This is a genomic window from Kitasatospora hibisci (assembly GCF_043950205.1).
Taxonomy (GTDB): Bacteria; Actinomycetota; Actinomycetes; order Streptomycetales; family Streptomycetaceae; genus Kitasatospora; species Kitasatospora hibisci.
The window spans coordinates 280,700-306,942 of the sequence record NZ_CP171642.1; the positions used below are offsets into that span (position 1 = coordinate 280,700).

The window sequence follows — 26,243 nt, forward strand, 5'->3', positions numbered from 1 at the left end:
GACATGAAAACGTGTGCAGGACATCATGCATATGTCGCAAGGCACTGAACGGCGCGGATCCGGCTCCGGATACGGCCGTTGCCACCCTCCCCCGGGTTCCACGCATCCCGCGAGTCCCACGAACCACCCGAACCCCCGCGCATCTCACGAGCGAAGGACTTTCCCCATGACCGGCACCACCCTCGTCACCGGCGCCCGCGGCAAGGTCGGCCAGGCCGTGACAGCCCGCCTGCACGCCGCCGGCCGCACCGTCCGCGCCGCCAGCGCCCGCCCCGCCGAACTGGCCGTCCCCGACGGCGTCGAGACCGCCGAACTCGCCCTGGACCGGCCCGAGACCTTCGAGGCCGCCCTGCGCGGCGTCGGCCAGGTCTTCCTCTATCCCCAGCCCGCCGGCATCCACGAGTTCGTCAAGGCCGCCGAGGCCGCCGGCGTCGAGCACGTCGTGCTGCTCTCCTCGTCCTCCGTCCTCGGCCCGAACGCCGAGGACGACCCGCTCGCCCGCCACAGCCTCCACGTCGAGCGCGCCCTCGCCGCCTCCGGGCTGACCTGCACCTTCCTGCGCCCGGACGCCTTCGCCAGCAACTCCCTGGGCTGGGCGTACCTCATCGGCCGGAACCTGCCGGTCCAGCTCGCCTACCCCGACGCGCACATCGCGCCGATCCACCCCGAGGACATCGCCGACATCGCCGCCGAAGCGCTGACCGGCACCTCCCTCACCGGCACCGCGCCCACCCTGACCGGACCCGAGTCGCTCACCTTCCGCGAGCAGCTCGCCATCGTGGCCGACGCCCTCGGCCGCGAGATCCCGGTCGAACGGATCACCCGCGCCGAGGCCGAGGAGCAGATGGGCCGTCACATGCCCGCGCCGATGGTCACCTCGCTGCTCGACCTCTGGGAGGCCGCCGACCACGGGCCGGCCGCCGTCCACGACACCACCCAGACCCTCCTCGGCCGCCCCGCCCGCACCTACCGCCAGTGGGCCGGCGAGAACACCGCCGCCTTCACCCGCCCCTGACCCCGCCCCTGACCCCGCTCCCGCCCTTGAGGGAGCCCATGACCACCGCCTTGGCTGCCTCGGCCGGCGATCGACGCTGCTCGACGGCATCGCCCTCGGCGCCCTCGCGGGAAGCCCCGTTCCTTCCCGGCCCAGAGGCCGGGATCTCCTCGGAGGTTCAGATGAAGCCCATCGGCTACTGGCTCAACCGCACCGACCAGGCCCTCACCGCCACCATGAACGCCCTGCTCGCCGAGTACGGCCTCACCCGCCTGGCCTGGCAGGTCCTCAACGTCGTCGAGGACGACCCGCAGGCCACCGACACCGCCGTGCGCACCGTCCTGGCCGCCAACGCCTCCCCCGCCGAACTGTCCGCCGCCATCACCGCCGTGCTCACCGACGACTGGGCCACCCGCCCCGCCCCCGAGCGCCTCGCCCTCACCGACGCCGGCCGCGAACGCCTCGCCCTGGTCGGCGAACGCGTCGCCGCCTTCCGCGCCGCCTCCGTCGCCGGCATCACCCCCGAGGAGTACCGCGCCGCCGTCAGCGTCCTGGAACGCATGACCCACAACCTGGAGTCCGGCCGCGAACGCTGAGCCACGCTCAGCCGGCCGTCGCGCCCCGGCCCCGCCCGGCCGCACCCTTCGTGCCCACAGACCCTTTGTGCCCGCAGAACCGGACGGCAACGGCCCTCGTGCCCCGATCGGGACACGAGGGCCTCGGCGACGGACCGGGCTCAGGGCGTCAGGGTCGATGACCCGGACCGGCTGTCCCTTCCAGCGCCCGGGGTCGGTGGTGGCGACCACCGCACCGTCCGGGCGCCCAGGGATCGGAGCCGCCGCGTAGCGGGTGTGGGCCTGGGCCCAGGTGTTGTCGGCGGCGAGTGCGAGGGCTCCGGACAGGTCGAGGTCGAGGACCGTGACCGCAGGCAGAGCGGCAAGGTGTTCGGCGGTGCCGGGGCGTTCGCGGTCGGCTTCCACGAGAGCCCAGGCGGGAGCATAGAGGTACCAGCCGGGTTCGGCGTGAGCACGGTGGATGAGCCGCGAGGCGATGAGGTTGCCACGCCCTGCGGCCACCATGACGGTGTCGTCGAGGACGACGTGCAGCCCGGTCACCCGTTCTCCGCCTCGGCCAGGCGGCGGTCCAGCTCGGCGTCCAGCTGCCGGATGCGCTCCGCGTCGGGGTTGTAGCCGTTGCAGGCTTGAAGCTCCTCGCGGGCCTGCTCGGCCTGCTCGGCGCGCTCGGCACGCTCGGCGCGCTCGGCAAGGCGGTCGCGGGCCTCGGCGGGGATACGCACGTTGGCGTCGGCCATCGGGTGCTCCGTCCAGCCACCCTCAACCGACGGGTACGTACCCGTACCCGTCAGGAAGCGCACCTCCTGCCTGGCTGGTGAGCAGCCCACTACCGGTCGGTCCGGCGCGCTCCGGGGTCGTCGGACCGGCCGCAGCCGGCCTCGGCCCGCGATCACCCCCTCTCGGCCGAGGTGGCGGGGCTGCCGGTGCAGCCGGTGACCTCGTGCTCCCAGATGACGATGTCGGCCGCCCTGAGCGGGCTGAGGGGGCGGCCGTCCGGGGTGGTGACCGGGGCGGCCAGCTCGGTCAGCCAGGCGCGGTGGCGGCGCAGGTCGTTCTGGAGCAGCGGCCAGAGGATGCGGGGGGTGTCCTGGTAGGCGCCGGTGGGTGGGGTCTGGCCGGTGTAGAAGCGGTGGACGCTGCGGTCGAAGATCGGGACGAGACGGGGCCGCTTGCGGTGGAGGATCTTGCTGACCGCGACCGCCTTCACACCGGCCACGTCCCGGCTCGCGGCCAGCGCCCGGTCCACCAGGACCCACGGACCGGCGTGGCCGTCGAGATCGAGATCGAGATCGACGTCGAGGAAGTCGGCCGTGACGCAGTCCTCGTCGTCCAGGACGGCCTGCATCGCGCGCAGCAGGCGGGCGCCCGGGCCGTCGGGCCGGAACAGGGGGATCACCTGGCGGTGGCCGAGCGGGACGCTGAGGAGGGCCGGGGCGAGGCAGTCCACCGGTTCCAGCACTGCGGGGTCGCCCTGGCGGTCGTACGTGGCGAAGGCCCGCCGCCCGCGGGGGTCGGTGTAGTCGCGCAGGTGGCGCTGGGCGCAGGTGTGCAGTGCCGCGATGCCCGGCATGCAATCCCCCCTGGGGTCGGTCGGGGCCCGGGCCGGTGCGGCCCGGGCCTCTCGTGTACCACACGGGCCGCGGGGCGGTGGTCCGTTCGCCGGGTCCTACGAGGGGGCGCGGGTCAGTTCGCACCTCCCGTCGGTGCAGGAGCGGCGCAGCCGGCCGGCCGAGACGGTCTCGGCGAGGCCGATCGCCCAGCACATCGGGCAGCCGCGCAGGGCGATCAGGCCGACCGGGGCGAGGAGCAGGCTCGCCGGGCCGGTGACCGGCAGCAGGGCCAGGGAGGCGGCGAGGGCGCCGAACCCGACGGCACCGCGGGCCAGGTGGCGCGGGACGGTGGCGCTGGCGAAGCCGCCGCGTGCCGGCGCGTCGCGCGCACCGGGGTGTCGGGGGTGTTCGGGGTGTTCGGGGTGTCCAGGGTGAGAGCGGGTGTGGCGGTGCGGGTCACGGTGGTGAGGTCAGGCTTCATCGTGGGTTCCCCTCGTGGCGGTGGCCGGTTCGTCGCGCAGGGCCTCGCGTACTGTCGAACGGGCGCGGTGCAGGCGGGACTTCATCGCGGCGGTGCTCAGCCCGAGCCGGTCGGCGACGGTGCGGCCGGGCAGGCCCTGGATGTCCCGCATGACCAGCACCTGCCGCTGGTCGGCGGGCAGGGGCGGCGACGGCGGCCGCGACGCGTTCGGCCTCCAGGCGCAGCAGGACGTCCTCCTCGGCGGACCGCGTGGAGGTGCCGGGCCGGCCGGGCGTGTCGGGCCGGTGGGGGTCGGTGGCCGGTGGGCGGTGGATCACGCCGCGGGTGCGGCGCAGGCACTCGTTGCGGACGATGCGGAACATCCACGACGCCAGCGCCCCGGAGGCGCGCAGCATGCCGATCTTGCGGTAGAGGATGATCAGCGCTTCCTGGGCGGCGTCCTCGGCGTCCTGGGGTGTGGCGCACAGCGTGTGGGCGAAGCGCTGCACGTGGGGGTGGGAGCCGTGGATCAGGGCGGTGAGGGCCTCGGCGTCGCCGTGTTGTGCCGCGGTGACCAGGGTCGCGCCGGGCCAGCTGTGGTCAGCCACGCCGACCCCTGCGGCGGCGCAGCAGCGTGACGGTGCACGCGCACAGCAGCAGTGCGCCGGCTGCGACGGCGATGACGACGGCGGTCATGGGGTCCTCCCGATGGGGTGTGGGGCGGACGCGGTCGTCCGCACGGCTACGGCTATGAGAGGCACGGCGGACGCGAAAGGATTCACCCGGTGGTGCGGTTGCGGCTGTTGCGCGGGCACCCTCGGCCAACGCACAGGGTTGATCGTATGAACATCATCTGAACCCGGCTCAGGAGTGGGTCTTCGGCTACCTAGGCTGCGGCCGTCAGTCCTGATCACTCCAGTCGGAGAGACCCCACCATGCTCATCCTGTCCCTGCTGTTCCTGGCCGTCGGCATCGTGCTGCTGATCCTGCGGTGGCGCAAGGTCGGTTCCTGGCCGGTCACTCTCGGTGGCATCGTCTCCGGCGTCCTCGGGCTGCTGCTGGGGCTCACGACCTTCGTGCACGTGGTCGAGCCGACCGAGGTGGCGGTGCCCACCAGCCTCGGCAAGGTCGGCCGCACCTGGCAGCCGGGGCTGCACTTCAAGTCGCCGCTGACCGACGTGACCACCTTCTCGACGCGACCCGCCGATCTCGACCTGACCGGTGACTCCACCGTGGAGGTCCGTTCCTCCGAGGGGGAATTCTGTTCGCCGACCTCACGGTGAAGTGGTCGATCGACCCGCAGCACACCGTCGAGCTGTTCAAGCTGGCCGGCAGCGCGGAGGCCGTCCAGCGGCGCCTGGTCTACCCGGACAGCCGGGAGATCGTCCGCAACGTCTTCGCCCGCCACACCAGCGTCGAGGGCTACAGCTCGCAGCGGGAGGCGATCAGCTCGGAGATCGACAAGCTGATCACCGCCCGGCTGGCCCCGCGCGGGATCCTCGTCAACGGCGTCAACCTGCGCAACGTCCGGCCGAGCGAGGGCCTGCAGAAGGCCATCGACCAGAAGATCGCGCAGGACCAGTCGACCGCCCAGGCGGAGGCGGCCGTGCGCACGGCCAAGGCGGAGGCGGAGAAGCGCAGGATCGAGGCCGAGAGCACCGCGGCCGCCAACGCCGCGATCGCCAACTCGCTCACCGACAAGATCCTGCTGAGCCAGTGCATCGAGGCGTTCAAGGCCGCGGCGGAGAAGAACCCCGTCTACGCCAGTCCGTGCGGCGCCAACGGCACGCCGGTCATCGTGGACGGCACCAAGCGCTGAGGCCCGCGCCCGCACCCGCGCGCCCGGGGTGGGTGGTGGGCGCGGGTGCGGGCGCTCAGGCCTGCGGGGCCTCGGCCCGGCCGTCGCCGGTGGGCCCGTCGGCCGGGTCGTCCTGGTGGGCGGCCGCGTGCACCAGGTCGGGCAGCAGGTCCGCCACCGCCGCGGTCAGCGCCCCCAGCGCCCGGCCGTCGGGAATCGGGTGCCACAGCAGGCACACCTCGGCGTCGAGGAAGGACACCGCGGGCGCCCCGACGGCCACCAGCCGCTCCTCCAGACCCCCGCGCAGCAGCGCCTCCTCCAACCCCGCGGTGTCCTGGCCGCGAGGCCCGTAGACCAGGCCCTGCGGCCACCGGATGTGCTGCGCCGCGCTGCTCCAGTCACGCTCCAGCGTGGCGCGCGGCAGCGGCTGGGCCAGCTTGGTGCAGACGGCCAGCCAGATGTCCACGTCGCCCTCCAGCTGCTTGATCAGGATCGAGACCGTCGCCTCCTTGCCCGTGAGCGGCCCGGTCAGCGTGAGCGGACCGCTCGCCGTCTCACTGGCGTGGGTCTGGGCGGTCAGCCAGGGGAAGTGCGCCAGGTGCCCCTCCCAGCGGGGCGACTTCAGCGCGTGCAGACGCCAGCCCGGCTGCGCGGCCAGCCCCTTGATCCCCGTGCCCACCCGCGTGGCCCGCACGACCTTGCGGGTGCCGCGCGCCACCATGACGACCGACACGACGACGGTCAGCCCACAGCCCAGAAGGAACAGCATGCCACCGATCATCGGATCTCCTTCGTGGGTGCCCCGGCTTCATCTGCCGAGGAAGCGAGGGCCCCCGCACAGTGAGGCGAACGGACCCCGGCCTTCGCCGGGTCGGTACCGCCTCTCGGTGTGTGATCACCCGTCATACGACTACCGGTTGAGGGGACACGCGAAGCGCACCCGCCGGTTCCGCTCCCCCCGACCGATTCGCGGGCGGCGGGGCCTCCGCACACGTCCGGGTGCACGGGGAGGGCCTGCACCCGGGCCGAGCGCGGCTCGCGTCGGCCCACGCTCAGCGGGCGGGCGCGGCGGGCAGGACGGTGGGGCCGGACGGGTCTTGCGGGGGCAGCGGTCCGCGGGCGATCCGGGGCGGGCCGTCGAAGGGCAGGACGACGAGGTACCGGTGCGCGGCGCCACCGCGCGCGTCCTCGACGCGGGCGAGCGTGATGGACGGGCCCCCGGCCGCGAGCGCCGCGGCGGCCGGGCCCGCGCCCTCGGTCAGCTGGTCGAGGCGAGCGTAGTGCCGGGTGAGGCCGGCCGCCGGGGCGGTGATCCAGATCGCGATGCGCGCGCCCCGGCGCAGCGCGGTGAGGAGGTCCTCGCGCAGCGGGCTGTCGGGGGCGTCGGCCTGGAGGCGGTCGTGGAGGCGTTCCTGGGCGCAGGGGCGGGTCGGTGCCGCTTCGGCCAGGCCGCGGCAGGTGTGGCAGGAAGCCAGATACTGAGGCTCGAAGTGGTGCAGGTAGAAGGTGAGGTAGCGGCCGCGGATCCCGCACAGGGTGCGCCCGGCGTCTGCGGCGTGTTGGACGCCGGGGACGCCGTGAACCTCGGCGGCGGCGGGGAATACGGCCGGTTCCGCGCGGCGACGAACGACCAGGTGTCGCCCGGCTTGTCGATCACGGCTGGGAGCATGCCATGGCGGGTGCGTGAGGGGTGGGGCCGGGGCGGGGGTGGGACGGTCGGCGGGCGTGGGTGAGGATGGCGCCCATGGACGACGCCTTCACACTCCTTCACCGGGCCGCCGACCTCCTGTCCGAGGACGGCGCAGCAGCGGGCGACGGCGCAGCGGCGGGCGGCGGCCTGACAGTCGCTGAGGTGTACACGGAACTGAACCTGTGCGAGTGGGAGTTGGCGCTCCACCTGCTCGTCGAGCTCGCGGACGTGCGTCCGGCGTCCGTCGCGTTCTGGGAGTTGCTCGCCGAGGCCGCCCGGCAGATGGTGCTGGAGGACAGCCGCCGTTGGTGCGAGTGGCGTGCCTGGGAGGCGCGGCACGGCACCGTCCGGGCGGCGCTGACGATGCGCCGCGCCGGTGAGGGGCGTCGTCGGACCGCGTTCGCGGGGGACGGGCAGCTGCGGCCGCTGTGGGACGTCGGCCTGCGCACCGCGGACGGGCTGCAGATCCTGGACACCGCGCGGATCTGGGTGGAGGGCGCGCCGCGCTCGGCCCCGGGGAGAGCGCCGACGTCCGTCTGGCGCCCCTGCGGCCCGAGCTGTGGCGGCATGTGAGGCCCGGTGACGTCGTCGCCATGCACGAGGGCCGGCCGGTGGAGGGCACGGCGACGGTCCTCGAGGTGCGGGCGCCGCGTGGTTGAGGCCGTTTCGGGGCCGGCGGCCTTCGCCGGGAGGTTTTACCAAACGGTCGACCAACGGTCGGCCCGGCTCGGATAGCGTCCCGGTATCCATTGATCGCGCTGCGGGCGCCGTGCCTTCCCGGGCAGGGGCTGTCCGCTGAAGGGGCATGCCATGAGTCTGGTCAACGTGTTCGAGGCGGCGTCCGCGCTGCCGACGTCGTGGAACTCGCGCCTGCTGGGGCAGGTGGGCACGGCCGGTGTGAAGGTGCTGCGCATGGACGGGCAGCCGGTGCCGAGCGAGGTCCATGCGATGACGGAGGTGCTGTTCGTGGTCGTGGGCCGGCTGGAGCTGACCGTGGACGGTGTGGAAGTGACGGTGGGTCCGGGCGAGATGTACTGGGTTGCGGCCGGTACGCACCACGCCGTCCGGCCGGGCAGCCGGGGCACCCTGGTGATCGTGGAGGTCCCCGAGGAGTAGGGGCGGGCCTACGGGGACACCTCGGCGCCGGTACGGGTGCGTGCGCGGTGGAGCAGGTAGAGCCCGGAGGCGGCGGCGAGGACGGCCATGCAGGCCGCGAAGACCAGGCCCGCGTCGGCCAGGCCGAGGGGTTCGCTGAGCAGGCCGACGCCGATGACCGGGATCGAGATGCCGAAGTAGGCGACCACGAACAGCGCGGACAGGGCGCCGCCGCGGTGCTCGGCGGGCGAGGCCGCGGCGACCTCGCCCACCGCCCCGCGCAGTCCCATGCCCTGGCCCGCGCCGCCCACCAGGGCGCTGAGGACCAGCGGGGCCAGGGTGGTCCAGGCGAGGGAGGCGGCCAGCAGGGCGAGGCCGGCGATCAGGACGAAGCAGCCCAGCGGGATGGCCCGCGCGGTGCCGAGGCGGGGCACCAGGAGCTGGCCGAGGGTGGAGGCGAAGAACGCCGTGAAGACGATGAGGCCGACGACGGCGTGGTTGTCGATGCCCAGGTCCTCGGCGAGGAACGCCGGGCTGACCGAGGTGAACACCCCCAGCAGCGCGAACCCGGCGAACGCGGCGATCCCGGCCGGGACGAACACCCCGCGCACCTCGGGCGGCAGCGCCGGGCGGTGCGGGCGGGCCGTGCGCAGCGGGTGGGCGTCGTGGACGGTCTCGGGCAGGAGCCAGGTGACGGTGAACGAGGCGGCGAGCAGCACCAGGTGGACGACGAAGGGCAGGACGAGCGGGTCGGGTGCGTACTCGGCGAGGAGGCCGGAGAGCAGGGGTCCGCAGCCCAGGCCGCCCATGTTGGCGGCGGTCGCGACGAAGCCGGCGCGGGCGCGGCGCTCGGGTGGGGCGAGTTCGAGGACGTAGGCGGTGGCGGTGCCGGTGAACAGGCCTGCCGACAGGCCGGAGAGCAGGCGGCCCAGGCAGAGCAGGGGCAGGCCCTGTTCGGCGAGGAAGGCGACGGCGCTGGCGGCGGCGAGGGCCAGTCCGCAGAGCAGGACGGGGCGGCGGCCGACGGAGTCGGAGACGTTGCCGACGAGCAGGAGGACGCCGATCACGCCGAAGGCGTAGACGGCGAAGACGACCGTCACCATCAGTTCGGAGAAGCCGATCTGTTCCTGGTAGAGGCCGTAGAGGGGGTGGGGAGGGTGGTGCCGGCCATGCAGACGGCGAAGGCGGCGGCGGCCCCGAGATAGCCCCGGCGGGTCCGCCGGAGCTGGTGTCGCTGCGGGGGCCGGCGTCGCTGCGGGGGCCGGTGGTCGGTCATCCGCCCACGGTAGGCAGCCGGCCCCGCCGTGGGCCGTCCGGGCGGGGCCCGGCTTGGGCCGGATGGCGGTCGCCTGCCACCTGTGCAGGGGGCAGGGGGTGGGACGGGTGTTGTCCCGGGGCCCTACTCGGCGTACGCCGGTATCGGCTCCGCTCCTTGGCAGCAGATGGCGTCCTCGTCGGCGATCACCGTGAGGCAGCCCTCGCAGAGCCATGCCGTACCGGGTTCCACGGGCCCGGACGTGGACACCTCGTTGTCGCGCACGATCAGCTTCCAGGTGTCCCAGGACTCTTCGCCCTGCGCGTCGATCACACCGTTGAGCACGTGGTCGAAGGTGAAGTTCCCGAACCCCGGCTTGCCGTGGGCGTGAGCGCCGGGCTTGAGGAAGTGGTCGACCAGGTAGGCCAGCCACTCGGGCGAGTCGTAGAACTTCTCGTGTCGGTTCCATTCGATCGCGGCCCCGTCAGCGGTGGGCTCCCACTTGCACCACAGGCCGGGTTGGCCCGCCGCAGGCTTGTTGTACTCGCGGATGTCCGCGTCGCGGCCCTGTCCCGCGTAGCCGGTGCCGTCGACGTAGTAGGGGCCGTTGTCGCGGTCCATGCGCCGGGTGCCGGCGAACTTCCGCAGGTAGGCGGTCTCCTGCTCGTTGAGCGGCGGTTCGACGGCGATCCGGCCGGTGAAGGTCGTGGTGTAGCCCATGCCGGGCATGGTAGCCACGTCGTCCGACACCCCGGCCCGCCCGACCGGGCCGGCGGGCGTCGAGCGTCGAGCGTCGAGCGTCGAGCGTCGGGCGTCGGGCGTCGGGCGTCGGGCGTCGGGCGTAAACCCGATGAACCCGCTCGGTCACGGCGCTAGCCTGCGTGGATGGGACTGGACATCACCGTGGTCATGGCCGACTGGGCGCACCTGGCCCGGGTACCGGCGCAGGGGCGGCTGGAGGCTCTGGAGGACGCGGTGTTCCCGGACTTCTGCTGCGAGCGGTGCGAGGACGCGAACTACGCGGTGGAGGGCGGCTGGGTGTGGCGGCCGCGGGATGCGCCGTGGTGCGCCGAGTACCGGTTCTTCAGCACCACGGGTTCCTATAGCTGGCACTTCCACCTGGCCAACGCCTGGGAGGACGTGCGCCCGCTGGCCGCCCCCGATCTGCGGGAGGCGCTGGACCGTTTCGCGAGCGGCCTGTTCTGGGACGGCCCGTACGACCCTGCTGCGGAGGACGAGGACGACGACTCCCCCGCGCCGGCGCGCGGCTTCCCCACGGACCCGGCACCGTGGCGGCCCCACGTCCTGCTGCTGCGCGCCCCTGACGAGGTGCCGGCCCTGGCGCGGGCCTGGGAGGTGGCGGCGCCGCGGCTGGAGGAGTTGCGCGAGCCCTTCGCCACCGAGGCCGCCCCGTGGCCCGCCCGGCCGAGGACGTTCGACGCCGCCGTCGCCCTGCTCCACGAGTGGGGCGAGGTGGTCACCCGGGCCGGGGACCGGGGCTGGGGCCTGATCGGCCTGCGGTAGCGGCCGGCCCTCGGCGTTGTCAGGCCCGGCCGTCAGGGCTTGGCGGGTTCCGGGGGCGTCCAGGTTTCACAGCGCCTTGAGGAGGTCCTTGACCAGGCGCCAGGCCTTCTGCCCGACGGTGGCGGTGTCCCGCCAGTGCTTCTCGGCCTCGGCACTGGCGCGCGTCAGCGCCAGCTCGGGGCCGGTGGTGCGGGCGAGGTCGATCCAGCGGGTCCCGTGCGTCAGCGCGTTGAGGTGGTACTCGTCCACGCCCAGGTGGGCGGCGGTCCCTCCGGCAGGCAAGTGCGGCGGCACGTGCCCACTCCGACACCCGGGCGTATGCGCCCGGCCGAGGAGAACCGCCCCGCGGGCGGTTGGCCTTGACCACCAGCAGGTAGTGGGCCTTCTTCTCCTCGACCAGGAAGCGCACATGGGAGCGCTGGGTGTGCAGGGCATCGGCCGTGACGGTGACCCCGGTCAGGTCGTAGGGCTCCAACAGCGCGGCGAAGCAGGTGATTTCGTTGGTCTTGTCGGGCACCCGCAGCTGGGTGACGGTTCGGCCGTCGTCGGTCATCGCGGCCAGGAGGTGGGCGGCGGGCAGCTTGCCGAGCTGGGAGCCTCGGGCGGCCTTGCCGTCGACGGAGACGGAGTCCGAGCCGACGGGATCGGCGCCGGTCAGGTCGGCCAGGCCGCCGGGACAGGCCAGGCCGACGACCCGCCGGATCGTGGCGGCACTCGGTGCGACGCGCACGCCCAGCGCCCCCACGACCCGGGCACCGAGGCGGGCCAGGGCGTGCTGCGGAGCGTTCGCGGACCACTGGCCGATCGCCGCGTACGAGCGTGCGCCGGCGACCACCGCCGAGGCCGCGACCAGCAGCACCGCCACGAACGGGTGACGCACCCCTCGACGCCAGGGCATGAGCTTTCTCAGGTTGTGGGCTTGATCAGGTCGAGTGCGTGGTCGGGGCGTGACCTGTAGTGATCGACTGCCGCGGCGTGGTTGTGCCAGCCGGCGAGCTCGGCGAGCGCGAGGGCGGTGTTGCGCAGACCGGCCATGATGCGGGGTGCGCTGCCGGTGCGGATCTTGGAGGCGTCCTCGCGGAGGGTGACGTCACGCAGGTGGTGCAGGGCCTCGACGCCCCAGTGTTCGCGTACGTGTTCGGCGAGGTGGGCGGCCGTGGCCTCGTGCATCGTCAGGTCGGTGAGCGCGTAGATGCGTTCGACGGTGAGTTTGCCGGTGCTCAGGACGCGACGGCGGCGCACGATCTGCAGGACCTGGTCGGCGTGGGGGAAGGGAAGGTCGGGGACGGTGGCGGCCTTCAGGCGGCGGATCTCGTCGCGGCCGTGAGCGATGGCGCGGGTCTTGTCCATGAGCGGGACCTCACTCCAGGGGAGCTTCTTCAACTGGGCGTGCAGGGTGGGGTGGTTGCCCTTGATCAGGGCGATGTAGTGCGCGTTCTTCTCCTCGACCAGGAAGCGGGCGTGGTCGTGCTGGGTGAGCAGGGCATCGAAGGTGACGACCTTGTCCGCCAGGTCGAGGGGTCCGAGGAGCGGGCGGAACGCGGTGATCTCGTTGCTCTTGGAGTCGACCTGCCGCCGGGCGATGACGGCGCGGGTGCCGTGGATCGACGCGGCGAGCAGGTGGACGGCCCGGCGCTCGCGGGTTCGCGAGCCGCGCAAGGTCTTGCCGTCGACCGAGACCGCGTCCCGTTTGACCGGTGCGTCTGCCGGGACTGGGCCGGTGAGTGGGTCGGTGTGCTGCAGTTGCAGCCAGGCGCCCAGTGCCGCGTCGAGCGCGTCGCCGTCGAGGCGGGCGAGGAGGCGGGCCAGTGTGCTGGTGCGCGGGATGCCGCGGACCAGGCCGATGCGCTCGCGCAGCACCGGGTCGAGGCCGGCGGCGAAGCGGACGATGGCGGCCCAGGTGGACGCCCCGGCCATTACCGCGGTGGCGCACAGCACGAGCAGGGCGCCCAGTCGGTAGCGGCGCCCCCGCGTGCGGCGCGGGTCCGGCAGGCGGTCCAGGACCTCGGCCAGGGTGATCAGGCGCTCGGCGTCGCCGGTCAGATCGCCCGGCATGTGGTCCTGGTGGCGGGTGACGGTGGAGATCAGGGAGGATGGCATGCAGACGCGGCTTCGGTTGTGATCAACGGCTTCGACACCTTGATCATCCGAGAGCCGCGTCCCGTTTCACCACACCGGCGAAGCGGACAACCCTCCTACTTCGTCACAACTGTGACGTCTCGTCACCCGAGAACGCTCGCGCCCTGCGCCAGGAACGCGGCGTCATGCTTCGGCACCCAACCGAACAGGATGCCGGCGCTGAGGGTTGTGCCTGGCCAAGATGTCCGAGGCTTTGGTGCACTCGGTCATCACGCCCCACGTCGGAGGCTCGCGCGGTGCCGATTTCGCCGTTCCCGAACGAAGGCACCGACGAGGTGGGCGCTTCAACCCCGGCTCACGGCAACGCCTCCGCCCGATAGTACTGCCAATGCCGAGGCCGCAGGTCTTGTCACCTTAACCTGCGGCCAAGGCGTGAATCAGGGAACCTTCACCAAGGACCTTACCGGGGGAGGGAACATAGCTGAACCACAGTTCAGCACTTCCATCGTGCGACGAGTAGGCCATCCAGAAGTTGCACCGCCCGCCTCCGTCGCTTCGTGTCGCGTCGATACGGACGCCATCGCCCGCATCCGTGAAGTATTCCTCCTTCCATGTTCCCTTGATCTCAGTGACTACATCGCCCAGAGCACCGACGGTGCCATCACAGACGCTCACCGGGAGCTTTGACGCCCCCACACTTCCATCGGGTTTGAGTTCCAGAAGGACTGATCCATTCTTCCACGCTCCCTCCAGGTCAAGCGCCGCAGTTCGCTTCATTACTTGCCATCCGACTAATGCGACACCGATCACCAACAGCGTTACAGCTACCGAGATCACTATCTTCCACCTTGAAGCCACAGGCTTCCCTTCCTCGGTTTCTGATCTTCCACAACGCGCCTTATAGGTCATCATCACGGAAGTCGCCGGGCCTTGCATACTGGCCGCCTTCAACATACAGGATCGCTTCACTGGCAACGTACTTTTCAACCCACTGCCTGACCAGCATTGCGTTCCATCCGAGTTCCTTTGCCGGCACTACCGCCCGAGCCCGCAGTCCAATACTCCGGCCTTTCTCATTGTTCACCAGGTCTGCAAGATGGTCACCCTGCATATTTCGGGCGTGATAGGCCTCATGTGCGTCTGCCCAGTCCCAGGCCCGCTCCTCGCCCAGGTTGAACGTCAGCATGGCCTGCCAGACCGTGTGCCGGAAGGCATTAGTCTGCTCTGTATCGCCCTGACCGTAGGGGTAATTCGGCCCCCTTGGTCCACCCTGATAAGTAAGTTCCGTGAGCTCAACAGCCCGGTCCTTGACCTCATGCGCGGCCCAACAGTCAACTGGATGGTTCCCGCACTGTGCCATTTCTGTCTTACTAGCCGGCTCGTAATTCTTCCGGTCATACGGGTGACGGCCATCCTTGTCCCAATTGAACGGGTAGCTCGTCTTGGCTCGATAGTCGCGGCCCGCCCGAAGACCATTCTGATGCCTCATCTCCTTTCGCTCTTCCTCGAAACCTGGATCACTCGAAACGAGGCGCTGATAGGCAGAATCGTCAACCCGCTCGGCAGTCGTCTCAGCCGCGTTCTTCATGGTGATTGTGCCAGCGGAGCCGCACTTGTAGAGGGTGCCGCATTCTTCGGATTTGAGGCCGTTGGGGTCGGAGCGGTTGACGGGGTTGTTGTTGCTGTAGGCGTAGGCGTTCCACTGGAGAGGGTCGCCAGCGTCGAAGATCGGGTCCGGGCTGAGGAAGCGGCCGGTGGTGGGTTGGTACTGGCGGGCGCCGAGGTTGGTGAGGCCGGTGGTGTCGTCCTTGAGGCCGCCGACGTATCCCTTGTCGCCGGCCCAGGGGGTGGTGAGGGAGCCGGGGCCGCGGGTGACGCCGAAGGGGTCGGTGGTGCGGCGGGTCTCGGCGAGGGAGTCGCGGTCGAGGGAAAGAGAGTTGGTGCCGTGGTGGTCGGAGAACTGGTAGGTGAGCTTGTCCGGGCCCTGGCGGACGAGGGTGATGTTGCCGGGGATGGTGTAGTAGCGGGTGCCGGTGCTGGTCTTGCTGTTGGTGTCGTAGGTGAGTTCGTCACCGCCGCCGAGGTTGACGGTGACCTTGCCGGGGTTGCGGCGGATCAGCTGGTTGCCGTCGGCGTCGTAGACATAACTGGTGGTGGCGGATCCCTGGGTGAGTGAGGCGAGCTTGCCCTCGACGTCCCAGGTCAGGGTCGCGCCGTTCGCGGCGTCGACCGCACTCCACGTGGGAGTGCTCCACTTGGACTGCCAGCCCGGCGCGTAGACGATGAACTTGCCGTCGTCCTGCAGTACCGCGAAGTAGCCGCTGCCCGCACCCACGTAGGTCTTCGACGACCAGAGGGCGATGCGCTGGGGGTCGTAGACGACGAAGTTGCCGTCGTCCTGCATGGTCGCCCAGGCGCCCGGGTGGTCCTGGGTGTTGGTGGCCCCACGGCCTGGCCGGAGCGCAGGGAGGTCAGGACGAGGTTGCCGTCGGTCTGCATGGTGAGCTGGGCGCCGTTGGAGCGCACGGTCTCACCGGACTTGAGGGTGAAGCCGGCCTTGAGTTCCTTGTTACCGCCGGGGTTGGTGATCTTGGTGGTGTTGCCGGCGGCGTCGTACTGGTCGCTGCCCTGGGTGCCCGGGCTCCAGCCGAAGGTGTTCTTGGCCGTGGTGAGGGCGTGGGGGCCGCCGGTGCCGCCGCCGGTTCCGGCCGCGGTGGTGGGGGTGTTGCGGGTGCCGGGGGCGGGGAAGGTCTGCTCGGTCTTGAGGTCCTTCGCCACGTCTCCGGCGGGGTCGTGGTTGATCAGCTTGGTGCGGTTGCCGGTCAGGTCGTAGGAGTAGTCCTGCCAGTAGGCGGCGCTGCCGCCGACCGTGGTCTTCGCCGGGGCGGTGGCCCCGCTGGTGGGGGTGGTGTTGGCGCAGGCGCCCTGTCCGGCGAGGGAGGGGGTGGGCTGGTCGAGGCGGCCGGTGTCGCTCCACGCGGTGGTGAGGCGGCCGAGGTGGTCGTAGGTGAAGCACTGCAGGTCGGTCGCCGCGGGGTGTTGTTCGGGATGGTGCGGATCGCGGTGATCTGGCCGGCCTGGTTGTAGGCGTAGGTGGTGTTCTGGACGGTGCCGGTGGTGGAGGTCTGCTTGTCGATGTACTGGGTCAGCAGACGCCCGGTGGACTCGTCGTAGGTGTTCGTCGCGACGACCCGGTAGCCCCCGGGCAGGTCCCTCGGAACGGTGACGGCGTAGACGATCCGCGGCACTCCGCCCACCGTCACCGCCCATCCACCGGAATCTAGTCGCGGTTTGGACGGGCACCACTTTTGAAAGATGAAGCCGTCTAGCCTCGGGCTTTCACGAGGTGATGATCTGACTGTTCGCCAGAGCGCAAGAGAGTGCTTCTGACCTGGGACGATAGGGCTTGTCTAGGGTCCTGTCGCCGCAGTGAAAGGAAGCGTAGTGGGTCCTACCCGCTTGTCCGCGTCCGGGGCGGCGGCGGGGGTGCGGTGTCGCAGGCCGGTGCGGTGCTGCTGGTGGAGACCGCCCGCCGGATCGGCCTGGATGCCGCCTTATCGGTGGCCCTGGAGCCATGGCGCAAGCCTCGGGCGGTGCACGACCCGGGCAAGATCCTGCTCGACCTCGCCCTGGCGGTCGCGCTCGGCGGGGACTGTCTGTCGGACATGGCGGTGCTGCGGGCCGAACCCGCCCTGTTCGGTCCGGTCGCGTCCGACCCGACCGTCTCCCGGCTGGTCGACACGCTCGCCGCAGCCGGCCCCGTGCACTGACGGCCCTGCGGCGGGCACAAGCCGAAGTCCGCGAGCGGGTCTGGGCGTTGGCCGGCCGGACCGCGCCGAACGCGGGCGGCGGGGTGATCGTGGACATCGACGGCGTACTGGTCCTGGCCCACTCCGAGAAACAGGACGCGACCGCGACATGGAAGAAGACCTTCGGCCACCACCCCCTGCTCGCGTTCGTCGACCACGGCCGACAGGGCTCGGGCGAGCCGGTCGCGGGCCTGCTGCGGCCGGGCAACGCGGGCAGCAACACCGCCGCCGACCACATCGCCGCCGCCCGCCGGCGCTGGCCCAGCTGCCGAAGAAGCACCGGCGCGGGCGAAGCACGCTGATTCGCACCGACTCTGGCGGCGGCACACACGACTTCCTCAACTGGCTGACCGCACGGGGGCGGTGGCTGTCCTACTCGGTCGGGATGACCATCACGGAGGCGATCCCAAGCCGTCCTCCTCGTTCCGGCCTCGGCCTGGACACCGGCCGTGGTGCCGGACGGCTCCGTCCGCGACGGCGCGCCCAGGGTGGCCGAACTCGGCGGCGATGTCCTGAAGGGCTGGCCGAAGGGCATGCGGCTGATCGTCCGCAAGGAACGTCCGCACCCCGGAGCCCAGTTGCGCTTCACCGACGCCGACGGCATGCGGCTGACCTGCTTCGCGACGAACACCACCGGCACGCCGATCGCCGCTCTGGAGCTGCGGCACCGCCAGCGCGCCCGCACTGAGGACCGCATCCGCGCCGCCCGCGACACCGGCCTGCGCAACCTGCCTTGCACGACGCCGCACAGAACCGCATCTGGCTGGAGATCGTCCAGATCGCCCTCGACCTGCTCGCCTGGATGCCCATGCTCGCCCTGGACGGCGACGCCCGCCGCTGGGAGCCCAAGCGCCTGCGGCTTCGTCTGTTCTCCGCCGCCGCCCGGCTCGTCACCACCGGCCGCCGCCACTGGCTCCGGCTGGCCCGCCACTGGCCCTGGACCGGCGTGATCACCACCGCGTTCGAGCGCCTCGAGCTCTGCCGCAACCGGGCTGACCAGCGACAACCCACCTGCCCCAGCGAGATCCGCACCTCCGGAGCCGTGGAACCCGGCGCCCACCCGGCGCGACAGTCGGGCCACCGCCCTGCGCTTCACCAGCCCAAATAGCCGAAACGGCCCGCCAGCAAACTGACGGACCGTCACGAAAGATCGAGGCTAGATTTGCGAAATGGAATCACGGTCGGCCTGATGTGTCTCAATAATTGAGGTGCTGCTGCCTACGGGCAGCAGCACCTCAATATGTTCAGATGCTTCGCGCGGCGCGTCGACTCCAACTAGCGATTGTCGCAGCATATCGGAGGAGGCTTCCGCAGAGATTCGGCCTATAATTTCGATCTCGACCAGGTACTGGCCATAGCGCAGCCAGGCGTATCGCCGATCACACCCGCCATCATCCGAGCGAAGGCAGAAGTACTTTTGCTCGTCGGCCTCCTGGCTAGAGTCCAACGCGGTTCGATCGATGGTCCCGTACCGTGAATACCGTTCATCCGGAGACCCTCTCTGAAGACCAGCCAGGCCCATGTCGGGGAATCGAACTCCATTACCGTTTGAATGAGCGTCCCTGCCAATGGGTCTGCATTATCCTGCTGGAAGAGGCGCTCGACGCGATTGCTGAGGCCGCGCATGTAGCGCGCCGGGGTCCTTGTCTGGCTTCCGCTGCCAAGACTCCGCTTTCGGCGGGGCCTGGAGCAAAAGCTCCGTTCCCCGGCTTGCCTCTCGCCATTGTCCGGCGAGTGGAAGGTTCCAGAGCAAGACTCCGATCAGGAGAATGGTTCCGACCCCAAAGAGCACTGAGCGCCCGAGCCGGGTCTTCGGTAGGAGCCGTGTCGCATTGAGATCCTTCACATTCATATCGGGATTCACAGTCAGTCCCAAGATGGCGTTGTGCAGCTGCCCCTGCGTAAGGTTGTCACCATAGCGGTCGTACAGGTCGACTCCGAGCTGCATCGTGATGTGATCGCTCTTGTCATCCCTCCCCACGAGCCAGCTCTCGAGCTTGGAAGCGCCGTCGACGAGGGTCTTACCGCTGATCCCGGCCGCGCGACCGACGTAGCCGTAATGGATGTTCGACCAGATGTCGTACATGAGCCGCTTCTTAGTCCCGGGAACCTCGAACCAGTAGTTGTCCTTGGCCTTCATGTTGAACATCTCGTCAAGGATATCCTTGTGGTCCCAATCGCAGTGGGGGCAGACCTGTGCCCCCCACATCGCCAAACCACCAATCGGGGTATTGGAGTTGCTCTGGGCCCTGCCTATCGAGCTCAATATGGACGTGTCAGGGTGGAGGGATTCATTGATCGCCTTCACCCGCGGATCGTCCTTGTTCTTCTTCATTTCTCCGAACATGTAGGTCTCGGCGCGGAAGAAGTCCGCCGAATCGAGGTCTGTCCACTTCTTTGGTCGCACCTTCGCTAGTGCCGCTGGCTGGGTCTCCTCCTCGCGGCTCCGCACGGTCTCGGATACGTACTCGGCTGTAGTTTCCGCGTGGTTGGCCATGGTGATCGTGCCGGCGGAGCCACTTGTAGAGGGTGCCGCATTCTTCGGATTTGAGGCCGTTGGGGTCGGAGCGGTTGACGGGGTTGTTGTTGCTGTAGGCGTAGGCGTTCCACTGGAGAGGGTCGCCAGCGTCGAAGATCGGGTCCGGGCTGAGGAAGCGGCCGGTGGTGGGTTGGTACTGGCGGGCGCCGAGGTTGGTGAGGCCGGTGGTGTCGTCCTTGAGGCCGCCGACGTAGCCCTTGTCGCCGGCCCAGGGGGTGGTGAGGGAGCCGGGGCCGCGGAGGTTGCCGAAGGGGTCGGTGGTGCGGCGGGTCTCGGCGAGGGAGTCGCGGTCGAGGAAAGAGAGTTGGTGCCGTGGTGGTCGGAGAACTGGTAGGTGAGCTTGTCCGGGCCCTGGCGGACGAGGGTGATGTTGCCGGGGATGGTGTAGTAGCGGGTTCCGGTGCTGGTCTTGCTGTTGGTGTCGTAGGTGAGTTCGTCACCGCCGCCGAGGTTGACGGTGACCTTGCCGGGGTTGCGGCGGATCAGCTGGTTGCCGTCGGCGTCGTAGACATAACTGGTGGTGGCGGATCCCTGGGTGAGTGAGGCGAGCTTGCCCTCGACGTCCCAGGTCAGGGTCGCGCCGTTCGCGGCGTCGACCGCACTCCACGTGGGAGTGCTCCACTTGGACTGCCAGCCCGGCGCGTAGACGATGAACTTGCCGTCGTCCTGCAGTACCGCGAAGTAGCCGCTGCCCGCACCCACGTAGGTCTTCGACGACCAGAGGGCGATGCGCTGGGGGTCGTAGACGACGAAGTTGCCGTCGTCCTGCATGGTCGCCCAGGCGCCCGGGTGGTCCTGGGTGTTGGTGGCCCACGGCCTGGCCGGAGCGCAGGGAGGTCAGGACGAGGTTGCCGCCGGTCTGCATGGTGAGCTGGGCGCCGTTGGAGCGCACGGTCTCACCGGACTTGAGGGTGAAGCCGGCCTTGAGTTCCTTGTTACCGCCGGGGTTGGTGATCTTGGTGGTGTTGCCGGCGGCGTCGTACTGGTCGCTGCCCTGGGTGCCCGGCTCCAGCCGAAGGTGTTCTTGGCCGTGGTGAGGGCGTGGGGGCCGCCGGTGCCGCCGCCGGTTCCGGCCGCGGTGGTGGGGGTGTTGCGGGTGCCGGGGGCGGGGAAGGTCTGCTCGGTCTTGAGGTCCTTCGCCACGTCTCCGGCGGGGTCGTGGTTGATCAGCTTGGTGCGGTTGCCGGTCAGGTCGTAGGAGTAGTCCTGCCAGTAGGCGGCGCTGCCGCCGACCGTGGTCTTCGCCGGGGCGGTGGCCCCGCTGGTGGGGGTGGTGTTGGCGCAGGCGCCCTGTCCGGCGAGGGAGGGGGTGGGCTGGTCGAGGCGGCCGGTGTCGCTCCACGCGGTGGTGAGGCGGCCGAGGTGGTCGTAGGTGAAGCACTGCAGGTCGGTCGCCGCGGGGGTGTTGTTCGGGATGGTGCGGATCGCGGTGATCTGGCCGGCCTGGTTGTAGGCGTAGGTGGTGTTCTGGACGGTGCCGGTGGTGGAGGTCTGCTTGTCGATGTACTGGGTCAGCAGACGCCCGGTGGACTCGTCGTAGGTGTTCGTCGCGACGATCTGCCAGCCGAACGGGTTCACCGTCGAGCGGATGTTGCGCCCGTAGGCGTCCCAGTCCGACTGACGCAGATAGACGTCACCCGCCCCGCCGATGTCGTGCAGCAGCCCATAGGCCTCGTACTTGTAGTTGATGGACTCGTCGGCGAGGTTGCCGGCGGCGGCCCGGTACTCGTTGGTCATGGCGCCGGTGATCGGGTCGTAGACGGCCTCGTACTCGAAGGTCTTCTGCCCGCTCTGGCCGATCTCACTGCCGGGGATGGAGACGGTGGTCTTGGTTGGCCGGTACGCCTGGTCCATCGTGGTGACGGCCTTGGTGTAGGCCGCGCCGGTGGCGCCGCCGACGTAGCGGGTCGAACTCGCCGGCTGGCCCTTGGCGACGGTGTCGTAGGTGTAGCCGGTCAGCTGATTGGCCGGAGTGATCGTGCCGTTGTAGGTACCGGTCTTGCGGCCGAGCAGATCGTAGGTGATCGCCACGCTCTGACCCCGCGCATCCGTGGTCGTCGCCAGACGACCCGCGCCGTCGTAGGTGCGGGTGGAGACACCGGTGTCGGGATCGTCGGCGCGGACCTGGCGGCCACGCTGGTCGTAGCCGTAACTCCACGAGTTACCCGCGGCATCCGTACGCGTGGCGGCCTGCCCGCCCGGCGTGTAGGTGTAGGTGGTGACGTCGGCGTCGGCCTGCCGGCCGGTCGCGCCCGGGGTGCGGTACTGCCACAACTGGGCACTGCGGCCACGCGCGTCGGTCACCGTGCTGGTCGCGGTCGCCCCGGCGGGTGGGGTCACGTCGACCCGGTCCGCGCCCGGGTAGGCGGTGGTCGTGATGTTCTGCGCCACGCCCAGGGCGATGAACTGCGAGCTCACCGGACGGCCCATGCCGTCGAACTCGGTGTACGTCTGGTTCGGGACCTGCGCCGGGGTCGCGTTGAACCGCACCGTGCTCGGGCCGGAGGTGTCGTCGTAGTAGGTGCTGTAGGTGCGGTTGGTGCGGCCCTGGGAGTCGTAGAAGGTGTCGGTGACCAGCCGGCCGTGGTAGGCGGAGATCGCCGGATCGGTCTGGGTCTGCACGACCCGGCCCAGACCGTCCATGATCTGCGTGGACACGGCGTCCTTCCCACCCGAGCGCAGCGTGCGGCTGGTGATCGCCGAGGGCCTTGCGGTGCCGTCCACGCTGTAGTCGAACGTGTAGTTGGCACTCTCGCTGGTCGCCCGACCCGGCGTCCACACGGCCTTCAGCCGGCCGAGCCCGTCGTAGGACTGCGTGACGATACGGGCGTTCGGGTCGGTGGTGGTGAGCGGCAGCCCGCGGGCCGGGTTCAGCGTCACCGTGGTGGCGCGCTTCGCGCCCGCATCCGACGCACCCGCCGGAGCCGGCGTCCCCGCGACGGTCCGGTCGGGCAGCTCACCCGGGTTCGCTGAACTGTAGCTCGTGACCACCGTGGTGCCGCTCGGGTTCGCGGTATCGGTGGAGGTCGGGTCCGTCGCTGTGGCTGACCGGCCGTACGCGTCGTAGGTCATGGTGCTGGTGGTCACGTACTGGGCGGTCCCGGAGCCGTCGTAGCGGTCGAGGACCTGGGTACCCGTCGCCTCGCCCTTAGCCCCGGCGCTGCCGAACGCCTGACCGTCGTAGAGGGCGCGCGAACCGGAGATGGTGTTCGCCGAAGTCGGTGTCACGGTGCAGGCATTGTTTCCTGAAACCGTGAGGACTGCGGAGACCAGGCCGGTCATCTGGGTATTGCTACTGGCGGCGCAGGAGTTGCGGGTACAGACGTCCGGCGTGCCGTCAGCCGTACTCAATGAACTGACGACCCGGTTGCCGTTCGCCGCGTCGGTGGTGGTCACCGTCGAGGTGGTGCGGGTGCCGGTGCTGGTCTTCGCAGTAGCCACGCTGGTCGAGGTGGTCGCCGCGTAGCGGCCACCAGATCCGGCAGGCCGAGCGCTTGTGCGTGGCCGTGTCGGACGGTCCGCTGCTGGTGTTGACGGTCCACGACTGCGGCGCGGTGGCGTCCGCGTCGGCGTAGACGTCGGACTCCAGCACCCGGCCGGACAGCCAGTCGGAGTCGGTCTTGGCGCCGCTGGTCGGACCGGCGACCGCCAGGGAACGCTTGCTGCCGTCCGCCTTCAGGTCCCCGTCCATGCCCTGGTAGTAGCTGGTCGAGGACTTGGACTTCTTGCCGTCCTGACCGGAGCCGGTCACGACGGTGACCTTCGCGAACCCACGGAACTGGTCCCACGTACGGGACTTGTCGTCCACCAGCGCACCGTCATTGCGGTGCCAGGCGGCGTCACCGTACTCGTAGGAGGTGGTCTTCGTCACCGCGCCCGCGATCAGGTTGGAGTTCGGGTCCACCGTCACCGAGGCGACCGGGTAGCGCAGGAACCAGTCGTCCACCATCGCCGCCACGCCCGTGTCGTACCACTTCACGTTGTAGCAGGCCAAGGTGTTGTTGTCGGCGGAGGCCGGCATCGTGCCAGTGGTGCGCTGGCAGGAGTTCTGCTTGTACTCCACGCCGATGGTGCCGCCGGTCTCGGTGGTGATCAGCTCCATGCGCGGCCGGTTGTAGCGCGGCCGGGCCGGCACCAGACCGTCCACCCGGTTGGGCAGCAGCAGGTCTGCGAACGTGACGGCGGGCAGCTCCTGCTCGCTCTGCCCGTTGAAGGTGTCCTTGCCGATCCGCTTGACCGTCTGCAGCCACGGGATCTGCGTGTTCTCACCCAGTTGGACGGCGACTTGAACACGCGCGCAAGCTCGTAGCGGTCCACCGGACGGTAGGCGCCGCCCGAGCGGATCGAGGTGGTGATGGTGTTCAGCCACTGCGTCGACCAGTAGCTCGGCCCGTAGTTCGAGCAGGTGCCCTGCTCGGCGCACTGCTTGTCCAGCGGAACGTCCGGCCAGTTCGAGGCGTTGGCCGCCGTGCGCTGGGCGGGTGCGCAGGCCGCCTCGCCGGCCACGCAGCGCCTCACCGATGCCGAAGTCGATCCTGGACGCCGCCTGGTAGGCGCCGTTGGCGCCGAGCTGGTCGGAGAGCAGCTGGCCGTAGGCGATCGAGGCGAGCGTGCCGCCGCGGGTGTACTCGGTGTTCGTGCCCGAGCCGCGGTTCTGGCCTCCGCCGCGCGCGTACCAGTTGGTCTCCGGCGCATACGTGTAGGTGGTCAGGTTGTTGTGGACGTCCACGACGTAGTCGAGGTTCCAGCGCCACGCGGTCTGGCACCACGAGCCCTTGCCCTTGGCCGCGTCGTAGCACGGGTCACCCGCGTTCGGCGAGTACACCGGCACCGTCCACGCCGACCTCGACTCCGGGCCGACCGCGGTCGGGGCGCCGGTGGCGGAGGGCAGATGGTTCAGACCGAAGTAGTACACGGTGCCGGCGGTGTCGGTCACCTTCAGGTACGAGCCGTTCCAGGTGCCGTTCGTGGCACCGGTGAGGAACTCGACCTTCGTACCGTCGTCGTTCTTCAGCCGCCACGTGCACATGGACTGCTCGTTCTTCGGGTCCCCGGATACACAGGAGGCGTCGTCCGGCACGAGCTCGCCGGAGTGGCCGCCGAGTGAGAGGGTCAGGTTCGCCCCGCCCCAGCACTGGTCACCCGAACCCGCGATCCCCGCCTTGTCACACGGCTTGTAGGAACGCTCCACGAACCCGGAGTTCAGGTCCCAGCCGTCACCGATCCAGGAGGCTTGAGCGTTGGTGGACGACGTCCGCCCGTCCACCGACGCCGAGTCGTAGCCCAGCGCCACCTGCGGCGCGGAACCGCCCAGCGTCGGCGGCACCTGGATCGATAGCTGTAGGTGAACGACCCGGACGAGCTGCCCGCCGTCCACGCCTGACTCGGCGACAACGACGTCGCAGAGTACGTACCCAGACCACTGGACGTACCCTCGGCCGCCAGCACCAGCGGCGCCGAAGCCCCGGCGGCAAACCCGCCCGACAGCGCAACGTCAGCGGACTTGGCGTCCGCCCTCTGGCCCTTCGTCAACGCCACCTCGACCGCGGGCAGGTCGACGTCCGCGACGAGCCGCTTCGCCTGCACGTCATAGTGCGACGCAACGGGCGTGCGTTCAAGGCAGCCCGCCACCTCCGGCGTGGTCCAGCGAACACGCGGGAAGCGAGACGAGCCGCGCCCGCTGCGCGAAGTCACCACCGAAGCCGACACCCGACAGATCCAGGCCCACCCGGGCCTTCGCCGCATCCGCCTGCTCGTTCCGGGCCAGCGACACCAGCGCACCCTGCACACCCGCCGCCGAAGCCGCCTTCGCATCCGCGACAGCCACCTTCACCGGCGGATTGGCCGGCGCCGGGGCGTCCGCAGACGGTGCATCCGCCGCCTTCGCCCCGGCCTCCGGTGCCACCGGTGCCAGCCACACCGGCAGCTCACCGGCCTGCTTCGACGCCCCCGCCGCCGGCTCCCGCACCTCGACGCCGTCCGCGCCCTTGCGGATCGCCTGAGCGCCCACCGCCGGCGCCGCGTCCAGCAACGCGACCGCCGAACCCGCCGCCACCTTCGCCGCGGCCTTCGGCGGCACCCAGTCCGGCGAACTTCTTCGCCGCAACCGACCGGCTTCTCCACCGAACCCGCCACCGACGGCGTCTTCGGCAACGGCGTGTTCGGCGGCGACCACACCTTGTCCTTGTTCTTGTCCGCCACCGGCGCAGCCAACGCCGGCGCAACGGGCGCCACCAGAGCACCCAGCAACGCCAGTGCACTCACAAAAGCGACACGAGAGGCCCCAGGCCGCTGCGGTGGCGGCGCTCCCTCCTGCCGGCCAAGACAAACGGACACGGCGAACGGACATCGCTACCCCCATAGGCAGCCACGCCTCGACAGGGCGTGGACGGACGACCGTGGCGGAGAGTATGGGATCGAGCACCCTCGGGTCGAGGAGATGATCAATCAATACGCATGGTGATTCATCTCACACGGACAGCAAAGTGGTTCGCCCACCCTCAAATCGGACGGTCGAACAGTTAATCGAGTTGACCACTGGTTTGCCAGTGCGGCAGCTTGTTGGCGACCCCTGCCCGTGGTCTTCACATACCGGCCACGACCAGGCCCGATCGCCATCCCGAGGGGGACCTCTCCACATGCCTGCCGCTCCGCCCGGGGCTCGCTCCGGCGCGCGTCTTCGTCCGCACATCCCGTCACCGCGTGTGTCCGCCGCGGCCGTCGGGCTCGTCCTGGCCCTGACCTCCGTGGCGCCCGTCGCGTTCGGCGGCCGGCATTCGCCGCGCCCGCCGCCCTCGCCCGGGGCACTTCCCCGGACCTGGCGGCCGCCATGGCCGCCGCCGACCCAAGCACACCAAGGACAGGCCTCCCGCCTC

General features: G+C 70.4%; 22 protein-coding genes and 6 pseudogenes. 9 read left to right on the forward strand and 19 right to left on the reverse strand.

The features are described 5' to 3' along the window. Positions 1-166: 166 nt before the first annotated feature. Together ACF9IK_RS01315 and ACF9IK_RS01320 are read left to right on the forward strand one after the other, a co-directional pair. A complete protein-coding gene (locus ACF9IK_RS01315; RefSeq protein WP_395292386.1) occupies positions 167-1,015 on the forward strand; it encodes an NAD(P)H-binding protein in 849 nt (282 codons plus the stop codon). Between the two features lie 161 nt (positions 1,016-1,176). Continuing rightward, positions 1,177-1,590: a MarR family winged helix-turn-helix transcriptional regulator gene (locus ACF9IK_RS01320; protein ID WP_395292387.1), complete on the forward strand. Its 414-nt coding sequence runs from the start codon at positions 1,177-1,179 to the stop codon at positions 1,588-1,590. A 153-nt stretch (positions 1,591-1,743) separates the two neighbouring features. On the opposite strand, the pseudogene ACF9IK_RS01325 reads toward ACF9IK_RS01320, so the two are convergent. From ACF9IK_RS01325 to ACF9IK_RS01340, 4 genes and pseudogenes are all read right to left on the reverse strand, one after another. Further along, positions 1,744-2,073: pseudogene (locus ACF9IK_RS01325) on the reverse strand (hypothetical protein); the annotation flags it as partial. 32 nt (positions 2,074-2,105) lie between these two features. Further along, positions 2,106-2,306, reverse strand: a complete 201-nt coding sequence (locus tag ACF9IK_RS01330) for a hypothetical protein (protein WP_395292388.1) — start codon at positions 2,304-2,306, stop codon at positions 2,106-2,108. Positions 2,307-2,458: 152 nt separating this feature from the next. Next, positions 2,459-3,139 (reverse strand): DUF6308 family protein, encoded by a 681-nt coding sequence (locus tag ACF9IK_RS01335; RefSeq protein WP_395292389.1) that lies wholly within the window; start codon positions 3,137-3,139, stop codon positions 2,459-2,461. A gap of 450 nt (positions 3,140-3,589) precedes the next feature. Beyond that, positions 3,590-4,187: pseudogene (locus ACF9IK_RS01340) on the reverse strand (RNA polymerase sigma factor). A 327-nt stretch (positions 4,188-4,514) separates the two neighbouring features. Here ACF9IK_RS01340 and ACF9IK_RS01345 point away from each other — a divergent pair. After that, entirely contained in the window at positions 4,515-4,862 is a 348-nt protein-coding gene (locus tag ACF9IK_RS01345) for an SPFH domain-containing protein (RefSeq protein WP_395292390.1), read from the forward strand. Further along, positions 4,859-5,398 carry an SPFH domain-containing protein gene (locus ACF9IK_RS01350; protein WP_395292391.1) on the forward strand — a complete coding sequence of 180 codons (540 nt, stop codon included), beginning with the start codon at positions 4,859-4,861 and terminating at the stop codon, positions 5,396-5,398. Before ACF9IK_RS01345 ends, ACF9IK_RS01350 begins: the two co-directional genes overlap by 4 nt. 55 nt (positions 5,399-5,453) lie before the next feature. Here ACF9IK_RS01350 and ACF9IK_RS01355 read toward each other — a convergent pair whose 3' ends face one another. Continuing rightward, on the reverse strand, positions 5,454-6,146 hold the full coding sequence (locus ACF9IK_RS01355; RefSeq protein ID WP_395292392.1) for a hypothetical protein: 693 nt from the start codon (positions 6,144-6,146) through the stop codon (positions 5,454-5,456). Positions 6,147-6,540: 394 nt separating this feature from the next. On the opposite strand from ACF9IK_RS01355, the gene ACF9IK_RS01360 reads away from it, so the two are divergent. The 3 genes from ACF9IK_RS01360 to ACF9IK_RS01370 all read left to right on the forward strand — a co-directional run bounded on the left by ACF9IK_RS01360 (position 6,541) and on the right by ACF9IK_RS01370 (position 8,183). Then, a complete protein-coding gene (locus ACF9IK_RS01360; RefSeq protein ID WP_395292393.1) occupies positions 6,541-7,110 on the forward strand; it encodes a hypothetical protein in 570 nt (189 codons plus the stop codon). Between the two features lie 11 nt (positions 7,111-7,121). Then, positions 7,122-7,640 (forward strand): hypothetical protein, encoded by a 519-nt coding sequence (locus tag ACF9IK_RS01365; protein ID WP_395292394.1) that lies wholly within the window; start codon positions 7,122-7,124, stop codon positions 7,638-7,640. Positions 7,641-7,877: 237 nt separating this feature from the next. Continuing rightward, positions 7,878-8,183 carry a cupin domain-containing protein gene (locus tag ACF9IK_RS01370; protein WP_395292395.1) on the forward strand — a complete coding sequence of 102 codons (306 nt, stop codon included), beginning with the start codon at positions 7,878-7,880 and terminating at the stop codon, positions 8,181-8,183. An 8-nt stretch (positions 8,184-8,191) separates the two neighbouring features. Here the strand turns inward: ACF9IK_RS01370 and ACF9IK_RS01375 are convergent. Both ACF9IK_RS01375 and ACF9IK_RS01380 read right to left on the reverse strand, forming a co-directional pair. Continuing rightward, a pseudogene (locus ACF9IK_RS01375) lies at positions 8,192-9,333 on the reverse strand (MFS transporter). 228 nt (positions 9,334-9,561) lie between these two features. Next, the gene (locus tag ACF9IK_RS01380; RefSeq protein ID WP_395292396.1) at positions 9,562-10,137 is read right to left on the reverse strand and encodes a hypothetical protein; all 576 of its coding nucleotides are present in this window, start codon (positions 10,135-10,137) and stop codon (positions 9,562-9,564) included. A 165-nt stretch (positions 10,138-10,302) separates the two neighbouring features. On the opposite strand from ACF9IK_RS01380, the gene ACF9IK_RS01385 reads away from it, so the two are divergent. Beyond that, positions 10,303-10,941, forward strand: a complete 639-nt coding sequence (locus ACF9IK_RS01385) for a hypothetical protein (protein WP_395292397.1) — start codon at positions 10,303-10,305, stop codon at positions 10,939-10,941. Positions 10,942-11,007: 66 nt separating this feature from the next. Here ACF9IK_RS01385 and ACF9IK_RS01390 read toward each other — a convergent pair whose 3' ends face one another. The 6 genes and pseudogenes from ACF9IK_RS01390 to ACF9IK_RS01415 form a co-directional block, all read right to left on the reverse strand. Beyond that, the gene (locus ACF9IK_RS01390) at positions 11,008-11,223 is read right to left on the reverse strand and encodes a hypothetical protein (RefSeq protein ID WP_395298789.1); all 216 of its coding nucleotides are present in this window, start codon (positions 11,221-11,223) and stop codon (positions 11,008-11,010) included. A 79-nt stretch (positions 11,224-11,302) separates the two neighbouring features. Then, positions 11,303-11,839, reverse strand: a pseudogene (locus tag ACF9IK_RS01395) (transposase family protein); the annotation flags it as partial. Between the two features lie 8 nt (positions 11,840-11,847). Continuing rightward, positions 11,848-13,041 carry an ISAs1 family transposase gene (locus ACF9IK_RS01400; protein WP_395292398.1) on the reverse strand — a complete coding sequence of 398 codons (1,194 nt, stop codon included), beginning with the start codon at positions 13,039-13,041 and terminating at the stop codon, positions 11,848-11,850. A gap of 393 nt (positions 13,042-13,434) precedes the next feature. Then, entirely contained in the window at positions 13,435-13,932 is a 498-nt protein-coding gene (locus ACF9IK_RS01405) for a hypothetical protein (protein WP_395292399.1), read from the reverse strand. Beyond that, entirely contained in the window at positions 13,919-15,424 is a 1,506-nt protein-coding gene (locus ACF9IK_RS01410; protein ID WP_395292400.1) for an RHS repeat-associated core domain-containing protein, read from the reverse strand. The genes ACF9IK_RS01405 and ACF9IK_RS01410 overlap by 14 nt, the downstream gene beginning before the upstream one ends. Before the next feature lie 418 nt (positions 15,425-15,842). Continuing rightward, positions 15,843-16,283 carry a hypothetical protein gene (locus tag ACF9IK_RS01415; RefSeq protein ID WP_395292401.1) on the reverse strand — a complete coding sequence of 147 codons (441 nt, stop codon included), beginning with the start codon at positions 16,281-16,283 and terminating at the stop codon, positions 15,843-15,845. Positions 16,284-16,406: 123 nt separating this feature from the next. Here ACF9IK_RS01415 and ACF9IK_RS01420 point away from each other — a divergent pair. After that, positions 16,407-17,817 (forward strand): annotated as a pseudogene (locus ACF9IK_RS01420) (IS1380 family transposase); the annotation flags it as partial. Positions 17,818-17,985: 168 nt separating this feature from the next. Here the strand turns inward: ACF9IK_RS01420 and ACF9IK_RS01425 are convergent. The 6 genes and pseudogenes from ACF9IK_RS01425 to ACF9IK_RS01450 all read right to left on the reverse strand — a co-directional run bounded on the left by ACF9IK_RS01425 (position 17,986) and on the right by ACF9IK_RS01450 (position 25,543). Beyond that, positions 17,986-18,276, reverse strand: coding sequence for a hypothetical protein (locus ACF9IK_RS01425; RefSeq protein WP_395292402.1), 291 nt, complete (start codon positions 18,274-18,276; stop codon positions 17,986-17,988). 132 nt (positions 18,277-18,408) lie between these two features. Beyond that, complete coding sequence (locus ACF9IK_RS01430; protein ID WP_395298434.1) at positions 18,409-19,176, reverse strand: polymorphic toxin type 44 domain-containing protein; 768 nt, start codon at positions 19,174-19,176, stop codon at positions 18,409-18,411. After that, positions 19,121-19,564, reverse strand: a pseudogene (locus ACF9IK_RS01435) (RHS repeat-associated core domain-containing protein); the annotation flags it as partial. The pseudogene ACF9IK_RS01435 and the gene ACF9IK_RS01430, both read right to left, overlap by 56 nt. Before the next feature lie 641 nt (positions 19,565-20,205). After that, the gene (locus ACF9IK_RS01440; protein ID WP_395292403.1) at positions 20,206-22,809 is read right to left on the reverse strand and encodes an RHS repeat domain-containing protein; all 2,604 of its coding nucleotides are present in this window, start codon (positions 22,807-22,809) and stop codon (positions 20,206-20,208) included. Further along, positions 22,706-24,694 carry a hypothetical protein gene (locus tag ACF9IK_RS01445; RefSeq protein ID WP_395292404.1) on the reverse strand — a complete coding sequence of 663 codons (1,989 nt, stop codon included), beginning with the start codon at positions 24,692-24,694 and terminating at the stop codon, positions 22,706-22,708. Before ACF9IK_RS01445 ends, ACF9IK_RS01440 begins: the two co-directional genes overlap by 104 nt. Positions 24,695-24,982: 288 nt before the next feature. Next, positions 24,983-25,543 (reverse strand): hypothetical protein, encoded by a 561-nt coding sequence (locus ACF9IK_RS01450; RefSeq protein ID WP_395292405.1) that lies wholly within the window; start codon positions 25,541-25,543, stop codon positions 24,983-24,985. Between the last annotated feature and the right edge of the window lie 700 nt (positions 25,544-26,243).

Bases quoted from the DNA above. Each gene is read 5' to 3' on its own strand.
- ACF9IK_RS01335 (WP_395292389.1), bottom strand. From the start codon at position 3,139: ATGCCGGGCATCGCGGCACTGCACACCTGCGCCCAGCGCCACCTGCGC.
- ACF9IK_RS01330 (WP_395292388.1), bottom strand. From the start codon at position 2,306: ATGGCCGACGCCAACGTGCGTATCCCCGCCGAGGCCCGCGACCGCCTT.
- ACF9IK_RS01355 (WP_395292392.1), bottom strand. From the start codon at position 6,146: ATGCTGTTCCTTCTGGGCTGTGGGCTGACCGTCGTCGTGTCGGTCGTC.
- ACF9IK_RS01385 (WP_395292397.1), top strand. From the start codon at position 10,303: ATGGGACTGGACATCACCGTGGTCATGGCCGACTGGGCGCACCTGGCC.
- ACF9IK_RS01400 (WP_395292398.1), bottom strand. From the start codon at position 13,041: ATGCCATCCTCCCTGATCTCCACCGTCACCCGCCACCAGGACCACATG.
- ACF9IK_RS01370 (WP_395292395.1), top strand. From the start codon at position 7,878: ATGAGTCTGGTCAACGTGTTCGAGGCGGCGTCCGCGCTGCCGACGTCG.
- ACF9IK_RS01320 (WP_395292387.1), top strand. From the start codon at position 1,177: ATGAAGCCCATCGGCTACTGGCTCAACCGCACCGACCAGGCCCTCACC.
- ACF9IK_RS01380 (WP_395292396.1), bottom strand. From the start codon at position 10,137: ATGGGCTACACCACGACCTTCACCGGCCGGATCGCCGTCGAACCGCCG.
- ACF9IK_RS01315 (WP_395292386.1), top strand. From the start codon at position 167: ATGACCGGCACCACCCTCGTCACCGGCGCCCGCGGCAAGGTCGGCCAG.
- ACF9IK_RS01410 (WP_395292400.1), bottom strand. From the start codon at position 15,424: ATGCAGGACGACGGCAACTTCGTCGTCTACGACCCCCAGCGCATCGCC.
- ACF9IK_RS01365 (WP_395292394.1), top strand. From the start codon at position 7,122: ATGGACGACGCCTTCACACTCCTTCACCGGGCCGCCGACCTCCTGTCC.
- ACF9IK_RS01405 (WP_395292399.1), bottom strand. From the start codon at position 13,932: ATGATGACCTATAAGGCGCGTTGTGGAAGATCAGAAACCGAGGAAGGG.
- ACF9IK_RS01345 (WP_395292390.1), top strand. From the start codon at position 4,515: ATGCTCATCCTGTCCCTGCTGTTCCTGGCCGTCGGCATCGTGCTGCTG.
- ACF9IK_RS01430 (WP_395298434.1), bottom strand. From the start codon at position 19,176: ATGTTCGGAGAAATGAAGAAGAACAAGGACGATCCGCGGGTGAAGGCG.